The 16,098-nt window shown below is 56.6% G+C and carries 14 protein-coding genes; 5 read left to right on the top strand and 9 right to left on the bottom strand.

The genetic code is table 11. From position 1 onward, the window contains the following. The first annotated feature begins 28 nt into the window (after positions 1-28). From KQX66_RS26380 to mtnB, 5 genes are read left to right on the top strand one after another with little or no spacing between them, the layout of a single operon-like run. Positions 29-1,276: a glutamate-5-semialdehyde dehydrogenase gene (locus KQX66_RS26380; protein WP_216795935.1), complete on the top strand. Its 1,248-nt coding sequence runs from the start codon at positions 29-31 to the stop codon at positions 1,274-1,276. 46 nt (positions 1,277-1,322) lie between these two features. Further along, positions 1,323-2,189, top strand: a complete 867-nt coding sequence (gene proC / locus KQX66_RS26375; protein ID WP_216795778.1) for a pyrroline-5-carboxylate reductase — start codon at positions 1,323-1,325, stop codon at positions 2,187-2,189. Positions 2,190-2,204: 15 nt separating this feature from the next. Continuing rightward, complete coding sequence (locus KQX66_RS26370) at positions 2,205-3,503, top strand: 2,3-diketo-5-methylthiopentyl-1-phosphate enolase (protein WP_216795776.1); 1,299 nt, start codon at positions 2,205-2,207, stop codon at positions 3,501-3,503. After that, positions 3,500-4,168: a 2-hydroxy-3-keto-5-methylthiopentenyl-1-phosphate phosphatase gene (locus KQX66_RS26365; RefSeq protein WP_216795774.1), complete on the top strand. Its 669-nt coding sequence runs from the start codon at positions 3,500-3,502 to the stop codon at positions 4,166-4,168. Before KQX66_RS26370 ends, KQX66_RS26365 begins: the two co-directional genes overlap by 4 nt. Continuing rightward, positions 4,158-4,802 (top strand): methylthioribulose 1-phosphate dehydratase, encoded by a 645-nt coding sequence (gene mtnB / locus KQX66_RS26360; RefSeq protein WP_216795772.1) that lies wholly within the window; start codon positions 4,158-4,160, stop codon positions 4,800-4,802. Before KQX66_RS26365 ends, mtnB begins: the two co-directional genes overlap by 11 nt. Before the next feature lie 109 nt (positions 4,803-4,911). On the opposite strand, the gene KQX66_RS26355 is transcribed toward mtnB, so the two are convergent. From KQX66_RS26355 to pyrC, 9 genes are all read right to left on the bottom strand, one after another. Next, a complete protein-coding gene (locus tag KQX66_RS26355; protein ID WP_216795770.1) occupies positions 4,912-5,796 on the bottom strand; it encodes an ABC transporter permease in 885 nt (294 codons plus the stop codon). Beyond that, entirely contained in the window at positions 5,793-6,746 is a 954-nt protein-coding gene (locus KQX66_RS26350) for an ABC transporter ATP-binding protein (protein WP_216795768.1), read from the bottom strand. Before KQX66_RS26350 ends, KQX66_RS26355 begins: the two co-directional genes overlap by 4 nt. Continuing rightward, the gene (locus tag KQX66_RS26345; protein WP_216795766.1) at positions 6,743-7,867 is read right to left on the bottom strand and encodes a hypothetical protein; all 1,125 of its coding nucleotides are present in this window, start codon (positions 7,865-7,867) and stop codon (positions 6,743-6,745) included. The genes KQX66_RS26350 and KQX66_RS26345 overlap by 4 nt, the downstream gene beginning before the upstream one ends. A gap of 14 nt (positions 7,868-7,881) precedes the next feature. After that, complete coding sequence (locus tag KQX66_RS26340) at positions 7,882-8,400, bottom strand: sigma-70 family RNA polymerase sigma factor (RefSeq protein ID WP_216795765.1); 519 nt, start codon at positions 8,398-8,400, stop codon at positions 7,882-7,884. A gap of 136 nt (positions 8,401-8,536) precedes the next feature. Further along, positions 8,537-9,196 carry an orotate phosphoribosyltransferase gene (gene pyrE, locus KQX66_RS26335; protein ID WP_284439849.1) on the bottom strand — a complete coding sequence of 220 codons (660 nt, stop codon included), beginning with the start codon at positions 9,194-9,196 and terminating at the stop codon, positions 8,537-8,539. 37 nt (positions 9,197-9,233) lie between these two features. Beyond that, a complete protein-coding gene (gene pyrF / locus KQX66_RS26330; RefSeq protein ID WP_308647278.1) occupies positions 9,234-9,965 on the bottom strand; it encodes an orotidine-5'-phosphate decarboxylase in 732 nt (243 codons plus the stop codon). A gap of 116 nt (positions 9,966-10,081) precedes the next feature. Next, the gene (carB, locus tag KQX66_RS26325; RefSeq protein WP_216795763.1) at positions 10,082-13,297 is read right to left on the bottom strand and encodes a carbamoyl-phosphate synthase large subunit; all 3,216 of its coding nucleotides are present in this window, start codon (positions 13,295-13,297) and stop codon (positions 10,082-10,084) included. Beyond that, complete coding sequence (gene carA / locus KQX66_RS26320) at positions 13,284-14,459, bottom strand: glutamine-hydrolyzing carbamoyl-phosphate synthase small subunit (RefSeq protein ID WP_216795757.1); 1,176 nt, start codon at positions 14,457-14,459, stop codon at positions 13,284-13,286. The genes carB and carA overlap by 14 nt, the downstream gene beginning before the upstream one ends. 322 nt (positions 14,460-14,781) lie before the next feature. Then, the gene (gene pyrC, locus KQX66_RS26315) at positions 14,782-16,065 is read right to left on the bottom strand and encodes a dihydroorotase (RefSeq protein WP_216795756.1); all 1,284 of its coding nucleotides are present in this window, start codon (positions 16,063-16,065) and stop codon (positions 14,782-14,784) included. Positions 16,066-16,098: the final 33 nt, after the last annotated feature.

The following is a 16,098-nucleotide window of genomic DNA, read 5'->3' as shown; positions in this document are numbered from 1 at the left end:
GAACATGACAACGGATCAAGCTCTAAACCTGAGCGAAGTGGTGCAAAAAGCGAAGCTGGCCAAGCAAGCCGCGCCGAAGCTAGGCCTGCTCAGTACAGAGCAAAAGAACAACGCGCTGCTGCGCATGGCGGATGCCCTCGTAGCGGAGGCCGAATCGATTATCGCCGCGAATGCGGAGGATCTGCAGCGCGGACGCGAGAGCGGCATCAGCACCTCACTGCTCGATCGGCTGGCCCTGAACCGCCAGCGGATCGAAGCGATGGCCGACGGATTGCGGCAGGTCGTCGCGTTGCCCGATCCGATCGGCGATACGCTGGAGGCGTTCGACCGCCCGAACGGCCTGCAAATCCGCAAGGTCCGCGTGCCGCTCGGCGTTATCGGCATCATCTACGAAGCTCGTCCGAACGTAACGGTGGATGCGGCAGGACTTTGCCTGAAAACCGGCAACGCCGTCGTACTGCGCGGCGGCTCCTCGGCACTCCATTCCAATAAGCGGATCGTCGAGGTGCTTCATGCGGCGCTGAAATCGACGGACGTTCCGGCAGACGCGCTGCAGCTCGTCATGGACCCGGGCCGTGCATCGGTGGACGAAATGCTCAAGCTGAACGGCCTGCTCGACGTGCTTATTCCGCGCGGCGGCGCTTCTTTGATTCAGAACGTCGTCAAAAACGCAACCGTGCCGGTGATCGAGACCGGAGCTGGCATTTGCCATACTTATATCGACGCCAGCGCGCAGCCGGATATGGCGCTGAAGATCGCCATCAACGCGAAAGTACAGCGGCCTTCCGTATGCAACTCGATGGAAACGCTGCTGGTGCATCGCGATTTCGCGGAACGACATCTGGCGAGCATCGCCGAGCAATTCGTGCAGCAAATGGTCGAGCTGCGGGGCGATGAGGAAACGCAGCGGCTTGTACCGACGGTGAAGGCGGCCACGGAAGCCGACTGGGATACCGAGTATAACGACTATATTTTGAACGTTCGTGTCGTAAACGGACTGGATGAGGCGCTAGAGCATATACGCCGCCACGGGACGATGCACTCGGAATGCATCGTGACGGAAGACGAGGCGAACGCTGTGCGTTTCCTGCAGGAAGTCGATGCCGCAGCGGTGTATCATAACGCCTCCACCCGTTTCACGGACGGCTTCGAATTCGGCTTCGGCGCCGAAATCGGCATCAGCACGCAAAAACTGCACGCTCGCGGTCCTATGGGCTTGCCGGCGCTGACGTCGAGCAAATACTGCATTGTCGGAGACGGGCAAATTCGCGGTTAACCCAGAAGATCGTATACACTTGCAAAGTTCGAAAGGAGCAGCCAATATGTCACAGATTTTATCCAAAAACATCACGTTCGTCGGCGCCGGCTCCATGGCGGAAGCGATCATCCGGGGGCTCATCTCCGAGGCGGGTATGCAGCCGGAACAGCTTGTAGCCGTCAACCGGTCGAATGAAACCCGTCTGCAAGAACTGAAGAATCAGTACGGCATTCGATACGCCACGGGAGCTGCCGAGCGAAACGATGCTATCGCTTCAGCCGATATCGTCGTCTTGGCCTTTAAGCCGAGCGACGCCGCTCAAGGTTTACTTGATTTGAAGCCGATGCTTCGCAAAGAGCAGCTGCTCGTATCGGTGATTGCCGGACTTTCCATCGACATGATGGAAGCGATTCTCGGCGGCACCGGCTGGGCCATCGTCCGCACGATGCCCAACACCTCCAGCACCATCGGGCTTGGAGCAACCGGGCTCAGCTTTTCCCGCGGCGTCTCGGACGCGCAGCAGCAGTTGGGCGAAGAGATGTTCCGCTCCGTCGGCATCGTATCGATCGTCGAAGAATCGCTGATGGAAACGATTGTAGGGTTATCCGGCTGCGGCCCGGCCTACATTTATTATATGATGGAAGCCATGATCGAAGGCGGAATGAGCGGGGGGCTAACGTATGAGGAGGCCAAGCGTCTGACCGTGCAAACGGTGATGGGTGCGGCCCGCATGGTCGAGCTGAGCGGAGAAGAGCCGGCCGGTCTGCGCCGCAAGGTGACGTCTCCGAACGGCGCTACGCAGGCGGCCATCGAGACGATGGACCACTGCGGCTTCACCGATGCGGTCTCCAAAGCAATACGCCGTGCCACGGAACGTTCCGCCGAAATGGGCGCGGCGATCAGCGCTTCCATCGCTTCCCATACCAAGTAAAGAAGGTGTCCGTTTGTGAGTCTTGCTATATCCTCAGCGTATTGCGTAGCCACCTACCGTTGCTATGACGAGAAAGCCGATTTTCATAAAAAAGCGACCGGCATCGCTGTCGGTCTGACTGTCGGAAGCTGGACCGAGCTGCCGGAAGAGCGCAAGGCGGAAATGGAAAAGCATCTCGGGCGCGTCGTCAGCGTGGACGTACACGAACCGTCAGCAGGCGAGCCCGCTTCCGCAAGATATGCGGATATTCGTATCGCTTATCCCGATATTAATTTCAGCCGCGATATCCCTGCCCTGCTTGTCACGGTTTTCGGAAAGCTGTCAATGGACGGCCGGATCAAGCTGATCGACCTGGCATTTTCCGAGTCGTTCCTATCCGCCTTTCCGGGACCGCGCTTCGGCACCCGGGGCGTGCGCAAGCTGCTTGGCGTCCACGACCGTCCACTGCTGATGAGCATTTTCAAATCCGTGATCGGCCACGATTTGCCCGCGCTGCGGGAGCAGTTTTATCAGCAGGCGCTCGGCGGCGTCGATCTGATCAAGGACGACGAGATTTTGTTTGAGAATCCGCTGACCCCGATCGAGAAGCGGGTCGAGCTGTGCATGCAGGCGGCGGCCGAAGCCGAACGGGAAACCGGGCAGAAGCTGCTGTACGCGGCCAATTTGACCGGACCGACCTTCGGGCTCGTCGAACAAGCCAAAAAAGCGATCGACGCCGGAGCCAACGCGCTGCTGTTTAATGTGCTGGCTTACGGCTTCGACGCGCTCAGCGAGCTGAGCCGGCACCCTGACGTCAACGTGCCGCTGATGGCTCATCCGTCGCTCGCCGGGGCCTTGTATCCGTCGCCGTATCACGGCATCGCCGCGAACGTACTGCTTGGCAAGCTCATGCGGCTAGCCGGGGCCGATTTGGTGCTGTTCCCTTCACCGTACGGTTCCGTCGTCATGCCGAAGGAAGAGAACATGGCGATCAAGGAAGCGCTGCTGACAACCGAAGCGGCCGATTATATTTACGGCGGGGACGGCACATCAACGTCCGCGAACAGACAAGTTCCGCTTGCGGCGAGCTTTCCGGTTCCTTCGGCCGGCATTCATCCCGGACTTGTGCCGCTCATCTTGCGAGATTTTGGCGGGCAAGTGGTCGTCAATGCGGGAGGCGGAGTACATGGCCATCCTATGGGCGCTGCAGCCGGCGGGCGGGCCTTCCGGCAGGCGATCGACGGCTGCCAGTCGGGCGTTCCGCTGCGGGTGTATGCCGCGGACGGACATCCTGAGCTGCAGGCGGCTATTGACGCGTGGGGGATTAAAGAATGAGCAAGCAGCGGGTTATTTTTTGCGATTTCGACGGGACGATTACCGTGAACGACAATATCGTAGCGATTATGAAGCATTTTCAGCCTGAGGGCTGGGATACTTTGGTTAATCAAGTCATCTCCAAGGAAATTACGATCCGGGAAGGCGTCGGACGCATGTTTGCGCTGCTGCCGACCTCCCGCCGGCAGGAAGTCGTCGATTACGCGATCGGCAACGTGACGATTCGCAGCGGGTTCCGCGAGTTGCTGGATTACTGCAAGAAGGAGGACATCCTCTTTTTGGTGACAAGCGGCGGAATCGACTTTTTCGTCTATCCCGTTCTATCATCATTTGCGATCCCCAAGGAGAACATTTATTGCAACGCGAGCGACTTCAGCGGCACGCATATTCGCATTTTGTGGCCGCATTCATGCGATGCCGAATGTGATAACGACTGCGGCATGTGCAAAACGAGAATCATTCGCTCCTACCCGCGGGAGAAGTACGAGCGCATTATGATCGGCGACAGCGTAACCGATTTTGCCGGGGCCAAGCTGGCCGATACGGTATTCGCCCGCTCCCATCTGATCGAGCTGTGTCAGGACCTCGGGTTGAATTACTATCCATTTGAAGATTTTCACGACGTGATCAAGCGGTTAGAGGAGATGAAAGTGCGTGAGCTTTAGCGCTATTCGTTTGGAAGAGAAGCAGCAGGCGTTCGCCGAGCTGCGGGAGATTAAAACTTTGCTTGCCGCACGCGACTGGTTTCCCGGAACAAGCGGTAATCTGTCGATCCGGACGGGGGAATTTTCTCCCGAGCAGTTTGCGTTTGCCATTACGGCGAGCGGCAAGGACAAATCGGTCAATACGCCTTCCGACTATTTGCTGGTCGATCAGTCGGGCCAACCGATCGAAACGACCGGTCTGAAGCCGTCCGCGGAAACGTTGATTCACTGCGAGATCTACCGTTTGACGGGCTGCGGCGCGATTTTTCATGTGCACACCGTGTTCAACAACCTCGTCTCCGAGCTGTATGCGGAACGAGGCAGCGTGCCGGTGGACGGGGTCGAATTGATCAAAGCATTCAACATATGGGAAGAGGAAGCGCACATCGATATTCCGATTCTCCCGAACTACGCGGAAATTCCGCGGATCGCCGAATTGGTCGAAGGCGCAATCGTGCCGCGCATTCCCGGCATTTTGCTGCGCAAGCACGGCATTTATGCCTGGGGCGCCAATGCCTTCGAAGCGAAGCGGCACCTCGAAGCGTTCGAGTTCCTGTTCGAGTACGCCTATCGCTGGGCCCTGCTGAAGAAGTAGACCGTTTCAGTAAGAACACGGTCCTACTCGGCTTAAACGCAAAAACCCGTCTATCCCCTCATCGCATCGCGGTGAGGAACAGACGGGCTTTTTTTTATCGAAAAAGCATTCATAGGTCCTTTCTCCGAAACGACCACAAGCCGAGCAGCAGCATAACAAGCATATATCCGGCACTGTACATTAGAAAGGCGTTTGACGGCACTTGGCCGACACCGACAAAACCGAAAAGACTTCTAAGATTCACGATGCCTTGAAGCTCGTTCACGGCAAATAGCTCTGCTTGCATTCGGCTTTGCAGCGAATCGGCCGGCATGACAAGAGACATGATTCCTGCGATGGTCAGCAGCGGCTTAATGGCTATATTTTGATCAATTTGGACCGAGCCTGCCACTTTTTCAATCATGCCCCCAAGCCATCCCGCCCCGTAGAGCATCGTCATCAACACGCCATTCCCGGTGGAAGAGAAATGGGAGGAGCCCAGCATCGATAAAGACACAAGCAGTGGCACAACGAAAATAAACAAAGCAAACGAACGCGTCAGCGACACGATATCTCCGGGAATACCTGCATGAGCCCAAGCCACCAGCAGAATCGATATAAAAAGCAGCGCCGCGTAACCGATTCCCCAACTGACAAATCCGATCCATCGACCCATGTACCAGGATAAACGGGATAATGGCCGAGTCATTAAGGCCTGCAGTACGCCCTGCTCGGCTTCCCCTGCAATCACGGAGAACGAGCTAAAAATGGACAAAAAAGCAATGACGAACGAACCGAAAAAAAAGCCGAGCGACAAGATCATCGCGCTTCGTTCGTAAACGGCAATTATATATTGCACGTCCGACGGATTATAGGTGCCGTCATGCAAGCTTGCTCCGATGGTTTTGGCAACAAACCAGAAGGCGAACAAGAAAATGACGGTCATCAGCAGCGTCAGCAGCATGACCCGTTTGCGCAGCAGCTCCTTCCAAGTCGAGCCGATGATGGTAATCATTCGCGTTCCCCCCTGTGGCTCCGTCCGGCAACAGAGCTGACGAACCATTCGTCCAGCTTCGTTTTTGCCTTCTTTACTTCATAGAGCGTCATCCCCTGTTCGATAACAAGCGCGTTCAACCAGCCGACCTGTTCGTCATCCTCCAGCTCCGCTTCCAGCCAGACCGAATCTTCTTCCGCTCCCATCTCAAGAAGACGTACGGTCAGGCCCGAGGCTTCCTGAAGCCAGGCCAGCAAAAACGGCGCAAACCCGCCGACACGAAGGTGCCAGCGGGATGTCTCGTGCAGCACGTCGGCCACGGAACCAACCTGCAGAATTTGACCGTTATTCAGCAAGGCCACGCGATCGCACAGCAGCTCCACGTCCTCCAGCAGGTGCGAGTTGAGAAAAATGGTTTTTCCTTGCGCCTTCATCAGCCGGAGCAATTCTCGTACGTCTCTCCGGCCCAATGGATCAAGCGCGGAGGCCGGCTCGTCCAAAAAAACGATAGGCGGGTCGTTCACCAAGGCGCAAGCCAAGCCGAGCCGCTGCTGCATTCCTTTGGAATACAGCTTCACCCGGTCTTTGCCCCGCAGCCCGAGCCCGACGAGATCGAGCAGCTCCGGAATGCGTCGCTTCGCCTCGGAAGCTTCGACGCCGCATAGCCGGCCATGCAGTTGCAGCACTTCTTCGCCACTGAGCCAATCCTGGTACCGGTACAACTCCGGCAAGTAGCCGAAATGCCTTCTCGCTTCCAACGAGCCGATCGGATGGCCGCAAATCGCACCGTGGCCCTGCGTCGGCCGGATCAAGCCGACGAGCATTTTCACAAAGGTGCTCTTGCCAGCTCCGTTCGGACCGAGGAAGCCAAAGGCTTCCCCTTCCCCTACGGTAATCGTAATGCTGCGGCAGCCGCGGCCGTTGCCGTAATCTTTCGTCAGCTCATGCGCTGTAATGGCTAGCCCGGTCAAGAGCCGATCAGCTCCTTCACTTTGCCAAGCAGTGCTTCGCGATCCGTGAGATATTCATAGCCATAAAGTTTGAAGAGTTGACCTTGCTTCACCCACATGGCATTGTAATAATTATGATTTTTCGTAGATTCCGTCATAAGCAGCACATCCGTGTTTCCCACTTTGACCTTCTCGGTAGGCTCATTCGCGATGATAGGCAGCGGCACGTTTCCGGTAGTAAGCAGGTCCACGTTCTGCAAGTTCTGCTTCAAATCCTCCGGCAGCAGCGGGAACTGCAGAACCGCTTGCAGCGCTTCGGCCACCGGAATCGACGGATCGACTGATACGACGGTAATCGGCTCCTGGGTCAGAGAGTAGCTTCGTTCGCCGTTTTTCACGTTCAGATGAACTTTTTCGCCCGTTTCAAGCGTAATCGGTTTCCCGTCCACGGATTCAGGCAGCATCTGCTTCGCGCCAAGCCTGGACATTGCCCGGTTTACTTCGTCAACGTTCAACTTTAACGTTAGCGTATTGGAGGGGCTAACGTAAGGCTTATCTTGCTTGTCGTTGTAATCCTGAGGAAAGACGATGCTGCGTCCCAGCATCTGCGAGAGCTCATTGGCTTCAAAAGATCCTCTTATTTTGCCGGATGTATTCGTGAATGCTCCAAGTTTGTTGATGTTTTCTTTCGTTTGTCCTTCCGGAAAAGCGCTGTTCAGCAAATACCTCAGATCGTTTTCCTGAACGACTGTCATTTCCTGCATCCGAAATTTATTCAATATGGAAGCCAGCGCTTCGTTGCCGATTGGCGTGCCCAGGAAAGCGGCCAGTACCAGCACCGCGGCCGAAGCAGCCACCCGCTTCCTGCGCCGTTTCATCCAACGAATGAACGGATAAGTTTTAGTCGTCTCCGTTGTCCTGTCCGGTTCCAAAACAGGCAATGGACGACTATCGTCGGAAACAGCGATTGATTGTAACGATTCTGTCTCCCCGGCTGCTGCCAACGACGGATTTAATTTATCGGCATCCTTTGCCCACTCCTCCCAACGAAGCGATTTCGGTTCGGAAGCAAGCCGCTGCTGAAGCTTCTCCCAAGCCGCATTCGTGGGGTCGGAATTTTTCCTTACAAATGACTCAGTCATATGCCGTGGTCCTCCTATTCAACTTGAGTTTGCAATTTCGCATGCCGTTTCAATCGGGCGGTCGCCCGGTTGATAAGCGTCCCTACAAGCGGTGCGCGAATTTGAAGCTTCTCGGCGATCTCCGCGTAACTGTAGCCGGAGAATCGAAGGAGCAATACTTTCCGGTCGCGTTCCGAAAGCTGGTCCAGCCAACCGCGCAATTCCTCGTGCTCAAACTGCTCCAAAACCGTCTCCTCGTTCGACTTGCCTTCCTGCTCCGTTACCCGGAGATGGAGCTCCTGCTTCTCCTGAAGCGCCCGTTCGCGAGCTCGCTTGGACATATGGTCGTAGGCGATCCGGGTCAGTACCCGATGAAGCCAAGCGCCGATCAATTGCGGATCGTCCGGCGGATTGCGGTATAACCGCAGAAATACTTCCTGGGCCAAGTCCTCGGCGGCTGCCTCGTCGCGGACTAACGCGATTAATTTTCGGCGCACCGACGGGTAATGCTTATAAAATATATGACGGAAATAATCGGAATCCGGATGTTCCAATGTGATGTCCTCCTTTCAGCTGCAGCTATACATAAGACAGGGGTCAGCCTTATTTTGTATCACCCGGTGAAAAAAGAAAAGCATCCAAACTCTTCCCTTTACCGTAGCGGAAGAATTCGAATGCCATAAATTTTGTTTAGACTTTGCCGTATTCGCTCGGATTTTCACGCCATGCTTTCAGCGCCTGCAAATCCTGCTCTTGGATGCTGCCGTTCCGAAGAGCGACATCGAGCAGTATCGAGTAATTCGTCAGCGTCTCGAAAGGAATGCCCGATCCCGCAAAGGCCTCTTTCGCTTTCCCGAACTGATACGAGAAGATGCCAAGCACCCCAAGAGCCTGCGCCCCGGCTTCATTGACGGCCAAGGCCACCTTGAGCGAGCTGCCGCCCGTCGAGATCAAGTCCTCGATGACCACCGTCTTCTGGCCGGGCTTGATCAAGCCTTCGATCAAGTTTTCCTTCCCGTGGCCCTTGGCCTTGTCACGCACGTAAACCATCGGCAGACCGAGCTTTTGAGCTACCCAAGCCGCATGAGGAATTCCTCCGGTTGCCGCTCCCGCAATGACTTCGACATCCGGGAAATTGTCGCGGATGAGCGCAACGAAGCCTTCGGCGATCCGTTCGCGGATCTCAGGGAACGAAATGGTCAGCCGGTTATCGCAGTAGATCGGCGATTTCAGACCGGATGTCCAAGTAAACGGCTGCTGCGGACGAAGCGCCACGGCGCCGATCGCCAGCAGATCGGCGGCAATTTGCCCGGCCAGCTCCGGATTTATACGAATCGATGGGGTTGTCATTCGATTTCATCTCCTTAAGTATAAAAAAATGCGCTTTTTACAGCCCTTCGACAGAAGCGATAATCGCTTCCAGCGCCGCTCTCGGGTCAGGAGCAGCTGTGATCGGACGACCAATGACGATATAGTCCGTCCCTTGGGCGAACGCTTGCTCCGGCGTCATGACGCGGGATTGATCGCCAATGTCCGCTCCTGCCGGACGGATGCCCGGCGTTACGGTCACAAAGCCGCTGCCGCACGTCTCTTTGATTCGAACGACCTCCAGCGGAGAAGCGACGACACCTTGCAACCCGGCGGCTTGGGCCAATCGCGCATATCGGATCACCGCATCCTCTACCGTCCCTGCGATGCCGATTTCTTCGTTCATGACCGCCTGGCTTGTGCTGGTAAGCTGCGTTACGCCGATGACGATCGGCTTGGGACCGGATGCGGCTTGAAGCGCCTTGTCCACGCCTTCCATCGCCGCCTCCATCATCTGCTTGCCGCCGGCCGCATGAACGTTGAACATGTCGACGCCAAGCTTCGTGATGCTCTCTGCTCCACCTTTGACCGTATTCGGAATATCATGCATTTTGAGATCGAGAAAGACGTTATAGCCCTTTTCTTTGAGCATTTGTACAAACGCCGGACCGGCGCTGTAAAACAGCTGCATTCCCACCTTCAAATAACACGGAATGCCTTCCAGCGACCGGACGAGCGACTCCGCCTGCTTCGCCTCGGCATAATCGAGCGCAACCATGATGCGCTTCGCCGCCGCTAAGTTGGTAGACACAAGTTACCGCCCCTTTTCTTTAAAATCGGGTGAATCTGAGGCTCGTAGAAGGCCTAATCAAGGGATTAGCACAGCATTTCCGCAAGGAGCGGAACGCTGTGCTAATGCAATTGTTGTTATGCGTGATTCGCAGGCATGGCCGTAGATTGGAAGTAGATGGATTCCAACACGTGCAGCAGCGCGCTAACCGTATCCAGCGATGTCATGCAGACGACGCCGTTCTCCACCGCCTCGCGGCGAATCCGGAAGCCGTCGCGTTCCGGCGTTTTGCCTTTCGTCAGCGTGTTGACGACGAAATGCGCTTCGCCGTTGCGGATCAGATCGAGAATGTTCGGCGAGCCTTCGCTCAGCTTGTTGACGCGGTTCACCTGGAGACCGGCGTCCTCCAAAGCCTGTGCCGTTCCGCCCGTAGCGACGATGCGGTAGCCCAATCTTTCGAAGCCGCGGAAAATATCAATCGCTTCGGCTTTGTCTTTATCGGCAATCGTAGCGATGATCGCGCCAGTCGGCGGAATCTTCATGCCGGAGCCGATCAGACCTTTATAGAGCGCCTTGGCAAACGTTTTGTCGCGGCCCATGACCTCGCCCGTCGATTTCATTTCCGGCCCGAGTGTCGTATCGACACGGCGCAGCTTCGCGAAGGAGAAGACCGGCACTTTGACGGATACGAACTCGTCCTCCGGCCACAAGCCGGTTTCATAGCCCATATCGGCCAGCTTTTCGCCCATAATGACGCGGGTTGCGACGTTGGCCATCGGAATTTTCGTCACTTTGCTGAGGAAAGGAACCGTACGCGAGGAGCGCGGATTCACTTCGATCACATACACTTCGTTTTGATAGATGACGAACTGGATATTGACGAGACCGACGACCTGCAGCCCTCTGGCGATTTTGGTCGTAATGTCGATAATTTTTTGCTTCAGCTCGGCGGATACCGTCTGCGGCGGGTATACCGCGATGGAGTCGCCCGAGTGAACGCCGGCCCGCTCCACGTGCTCCATGATGCCCGGGATCAGGACCGTTTCTTTGTCGCAGATCGCGTCGACTTCGACTTCTTTACCAAGCATGTAACGGTCGATGAGTACCGGATGTTCCGGGTTGATTTTGACTGCGTACTCCATGTAGCTCAGCAATTCTTCGTCGGAGTAGACGATTTCCATCGCCCGGCCGCCAAGGACATACGACGGGCGGACAAGCACCGGATACCCGAAACGGGAGGCCATGCCGACAGCCTCGTCCACCGAGGTTACCGTACCACCCGGCGGTTGTGCGATGTCAAGCTGACGGAGCAGCGCTTCGAACTTTTTGCGGTCCTCAGCCGCGTCGATGTTCTCCAAATCTGTGCCGAGGATGCGCACGCCCGCTTTCGCAAGCGGTGCCGCGAGGTTGATCGCCGTTTGTCCGCCGAATTGGACGATAACGCCGATCGGCTGCTCACGCTCGATGACGTTCATGACGTCCTCGAAGAACAGCGGCTCGAAGTACAGCCTGTCCGATGTATTGAAATCCGTAGATACCGTCTCCGGGTTGTTGTTGATAATGACCGCTTCATAGCCGGCCTTTTGGATGGCCCATACCGCATGTACGGTCGAGTAGTCGAACTCGATCCCTTGACCGATTCGGATCGGACCGGAGCCGAGCACGACAACTTTTTGCTTGGCCGTTTCCTTCACTTCGTCTTCCGTCTCGTAAGTCGAGTAGTAGTAAGGCGTCGTCGCTTCGAATTCCGCGGCGCAGGTGTCGACCATTTTGTAGACCGGCTTCAGCCCCAGACCGATCCGGTATGTGCGAACGTCCGCTTCCTGCGTCAAGCTCAGCCCTTTGTCGGCTTGACGGCGCAGCTCGGCAATAGCGCGGTCGGTAAAGCCTTTGCGCTTCGCTTCGCGGAGCAGCTCTTCGCTCAACTCCGGCGCAAGCAGTTCGGCTTCAAACGCGATCAAGCCTTCCAGCTTGTGCAGGAACCACCAGTCCACCTTGGTCAAATCCTGCAGTTGCTGCACGCTGTATCCGCGGCGGAGCGCTTCGGCGATCAGGAAGATGCGCTCGTCGTCCGGCTTCACAAGCCGCTGCTCAAGCGTCTCTTGATCCAATGCCTCCGCGTCTTTCAAATACAGGCGGTGCACGCCGATTTCAAGGGAGCGTACCGCTTTGTGAATCGATTCTTCGAACGTACGACCGATGGCCATGACTTCGCCGGTCGCTTTCATTTGCGTGCCGAGCTTGCGGTTTGCCGCCGTAAATTTATCGAACGGCCAGCGCGGGATTTTGGATACGATATAGTCCAGCGTCGGCTCGAAGCAAGCGTACGTCTGACCCGTTACCGGATTGACGATTTCGTCGAGCGTATAGCCGATCGCGATTTTAGCTGCCATCTTGGCAATCGGGTAGCCGGTTGCCTTGGAAGCGAGCGCCGACGAGCGGCTAACCCGCGGATTCACTTCGATGACGTAATATTGATAGCTGTGCGGGTCCAGCGCAAACTGTACGTTGCATCCGCCTTCGATGTTCAAGGCGCGGATAATTTTGAGCGATGCGGAACGCAGCATTTGGTATTCGCGGTCCGACAGCGTCTGGCTCGGCGCCACAACGATACTGTCGCCCGTATGAACGCCGACCGGATCGAAGTTTTCCATGTTGCACACGACGATACAGTTGTCGTTCGCGTCGCGCATTACCTCGTACTCAACTTCCTTCATGCCGGCGATGCTTTTCTCGATCAGACATTGGCCGATCGGGCTGTAACGGATACCGGAGGAAACGGTTTCCAGCAGCTCTTCCTCGGTGGCGCAGATACCGCCGCCCGTGCCGCCCAGCGTGTACGCCGGACGTACGATAATCGGATAGCCGATTTCATTCGCAAAATCGAGCGCTTCCTGCACCGTCGTAACGATTGTGCTTTCCGGCACCGGCTGTTCCAGCTCGCGCATCAGATCGCGGAACAAATCGCGGTCTTCCGCTTTCTCGATTGCCGTCAGCTGGGTACCGAGCAGCTTCACGTTTTCACGCTCCAGCACGCCGGCACGCGCAAGCTCAACCGCCATGTTGAGGCCGGTCTGTCCGCCGAGGGTCGGCAGCAAGCCATCCGGACGCTCTTGGCGGATGATTTGAGTCACGAAGTCGAGCGTAATCGGCTCGATGTATACTTTGTCGGCCATGTTCGTGTCGGTCATGATCGTTGCCGGATTGCTGTTGATCAGAACGACCTCGAAGCCTTCTTCTTTCAGAGCCTGGCAAGCTTGCGTACCGGCATAGTCGAATTCCGCCGCTTGTCCGATGACGATCGGACCGGAGCCGATCACGAGAATTTTTTTGAGGTTATTATTTTTCGGCATAGTGGAATTCCCCTTTCGATACGGATACGGCCGTGCTGCCCGCTTTGTATGCCGCTGCGATCTGCGCCTGACGCGGAAGCTGCGGGTTGTTTTGCTTATGATCGCGGATCAGCTGCAGGAAGTCATCGAACAAGTAGCTCGAATCGAACGGTCCCGGCGCTGCCTCCGGGTGATACTGAACGGAGAAGGCCGGATACTTTTTGTGACGCAGCCCTTCGATCGTCTTGTCGTTGTTGTTGATATGAGTCACTTCCAAATCCGTGCCGGCGATCGACTCTTCATTTACGGTGTAGCCATGGTTTTGCGATGTGATGTAGCAGCGGCCCGTAGCCAAATCTTTTACCGGGTGGTTGCCGCCGCGATGGCCGAACTTCAGCTTTTCCGTATCGGCGCCGCTCGCCAGAGCGAACAATTGATGGCCGAGGCAGATGCCGAAGATCGGGAATTCGCCGAGCAGCTCGGCGATCATTTTCGCCGCATGCGGCACATCTTTCGGGTCCCCGGGGCCGTTGGACAACAGGATGCCATCCGGCGCCAGACGGCGGATTTGATCCGCGGTCGTATCCTGCGGCACGACGACGACGTCGCAGCCGCGCTTGGTCAAGTCGCGCAAAATGCCGCTCTTGGAGCCGAAATCGACGAGCACGACGCGTTCTTTCGTTCCCGGTGCGCTAAACACGCTCTTCGTGGATACGCGGGATACTTGATCGGTCATGAGTGGCGATGCTTTAAGCTGCTCCAGCAGCTCTTCCACACGCTTCTCGGAGGTGGTCAGGATGCCTTTCATGACGCCATGGTGACGGATGCGACGGGTCAGCATCCGGGTATCGATGCCGCTGATGCCGATAATGCCGTATTCTTTAAGCAGGCTGTCCAGCGAGTACTCGGCTCTCCAGTTGCTGGGCACCATTTCGTGCTCGCGAACGACGAATCCGTGAATAAACGGACGAATCGATTCGAAATCGTCGCGCGTGATGCCGTAATTTCCGATCAGCGGGTACGTCATAGTCACGATTTGTCCGCAATAGGACGGATCGGACAATACCTCTTGGTATCCTGTAATGCCTGTATTGAACACAACTTCGCCAACCGAGTCGCCGGTGCTTCCGAATGCTTTGCCGGTAAACAGCGTACCGTCTTCCAACAACAATCTTGCCTGCATCTGCTGTCATCTCCTTATGTGGTATTCATCCCCCTAATCCCCCTTTTCAAAGGGGGACCCGAAGGGCGCTGCCCCTGGACCCCTCAAGCTGTCGCATAAGGGGGTACGTAGCTTTGAAGGAGCTGCGACGGGGGATCGGACGGCGTGGAGGCTGACGCCCCCGCGGCCGGCCGGACACGCTTTACGGTACTACGGGCAGCGTGCGCGACGCACTCTAGCCGTTCTTTCATTAAAAATGCCGTAATTCTATAAATAAGGAACTCGGTTCCTTTATTTCCCTAACTGTAGGTTCCCCACGCAGCGGAGGTCTACTCGCCTTTTCCTATTCGGACCAGACGACATTTCCGCCGACGATGGTTAAGGTCGGCCAGCCTTTCAGGCTCCAACCGGTGAACGGCGTGTTGCGTCCCTTGGAGAGGAATTCCGCCGGGTTGACCTCCTTCTCCGTTTCGAGGTCGATCAGCGTCAGATCGGCGGCTTTGCCAACCTCGATCGTTCCCCATGGGAGTCCGAATACTTGCGCCGGCAGCTTGGTCATTTTATCGAGCAGAAACTCCAGCGTCCATTGGCCCGTAGCGACGAACTTCGTGTATAAGAGCGGGAAGGCCGTCTCAAAGCCGACGATGCCAAACGGGGCAAGCTGCATGCCGCGCGCTTTCTCTTCCTCGCTGTGCGGAGCGTGGTCGGTGACTACGATGTCGATCGTGCCGTCGACAAGGCCCTCGATGCAGGCCTGCACATCGCGTGGAGTGCGCAGTGGCGGGTTCATTTTCCAGTTCGCATCCATCCCCGGGATGTCTTCGTCGGACAGCAGCAGGTGGTGCGGGCACACTTCGGCGGTTACTTTAATGCCGATCTGCTTCGCTTGCCGGATCAGGCGGACCGACTGCTCCGTGCTGACGTGGCATACATGGTAGTGCACTCCTGTCGCTTCAGCTAGCAAAATGTCGCGGCCGACATGAATCGCTTCGGATTCGTTCGGAATCCCTTTGAGTCCGTGCTTGCGGGCAAATGCGCCTTCGCTTACAGCAGCGCCTTCGACCAGCGTATTGTCCTCGCAGTGCGCGATAACCGGCATGCCGATCGAGGCCGCTTTAGCCATCGCATCCTTCATCATTTGTGCGCTTTGCACGCCGACGCCGTCATCCGTGTAGCCGATGACCCCGGCTTCCTTCAAGGCATCGAAGTCCGTGAGCTCGCGGCCAAGCTCGTTTTTCGTGATGCAGCCGTAAGGCAGGACGCGTACAATGCCTTCGGTCTTAGCCTTGTTCAGCACGTACTGCACCGTTTCCACTGTGTCGATGACTGGCCGCGTGTTCGGCATGCAGGCAATCGTTGTGAAACCGCCACGCGCCGCCGAGCGGGTACCCGATGCGATATCTTCCTTATATTCGAAGCCCGGTTCGCGCAGATGCACGTGCATGTCGATAAGTCCGGGCGCCAGCAGCTTGCCCTGGGCATCGATAACCGTATGCCCGGCCGTATCCGGCAATGCTTCCCCTGCGTCGACGATTTGCTCGATGCGTTCGCCATTCGCGAACACGTGCTTTTTCTTTAATTCATTGCCCCCAGCCGTCAGGCTGGCATTCAGTATCCAAATTCCCATGGGAACCTCCGCTCGTTTCGTCTTCGTAGTAGG

Source organism: Paenibacillus oleatilyticus, assembly GCF_018998565.1.
GTDB lineage: Bacteria > Bacillota > Bacilli > Paenibacillales > NBRC-103111 > Paenibacillus_G > Paenibacillus_G oleatilyticus.
This window is presented reverse-complemented; position numbering and strand designations above follow the sequence as displayed.

Bases quoted from the DNA above. Each gene is read 5' to 3' on its own strand.
- proC (WP_216795778.1), top strand. From the start codon at position 1,323: ATGTCACAGATTTTATCCAAAAACATCACGTTCGTCGGCGCCGGCTCC.
- KQX66_RS26365 (WP_216795774.1), top strand. From the start codon at position 3,500: ATGAGCAAGCAGCGGGTTATTTTTTGCGATTTCGACGGGACGATTACC.
- KQX66_RS26355 (WP_216795770.1), bottom strand. From the start codon at position 5,796: ATGATTACCATCATCGGCTCGACTTGGAAGGAGCTGCTGCGCAAACGG.
- KQX66_RS26345 (WP_216795766.1), bottom strand. From the start codon at position 7,867: ATGACTGAGTCATTTGTAAGGAAAAATTCCGACCCCACGAATGCGGCT.
- pyrE (WP_284439849.1), bottom strand. From the start codon at position 9,196: ATGACAACCCCATCGATTCGTATAAATCCGGAGCTGGCCGGGCAAATT.
- carB (WP_216795763.1), bottom strand. From the start codon at position 13,297: ATGCCGAAAAATAATAACCTCAAAAAAATTCTCGTGATCGGCTCCGGT.
- carA (WP_216795757.1), bottom strand. From the start codon at position 14,459: ATGCAGGCAAGATTGTTGTTGGAAGACGGTACGCTGTTTACCGGCAAA.
- pyrC (WP_216795756.1), bottom strand. From the start codon at position 16,065: ATGGGAATTTGGATACTGAATGCCAGCCTGACGGCTGGGGGCAATGAA.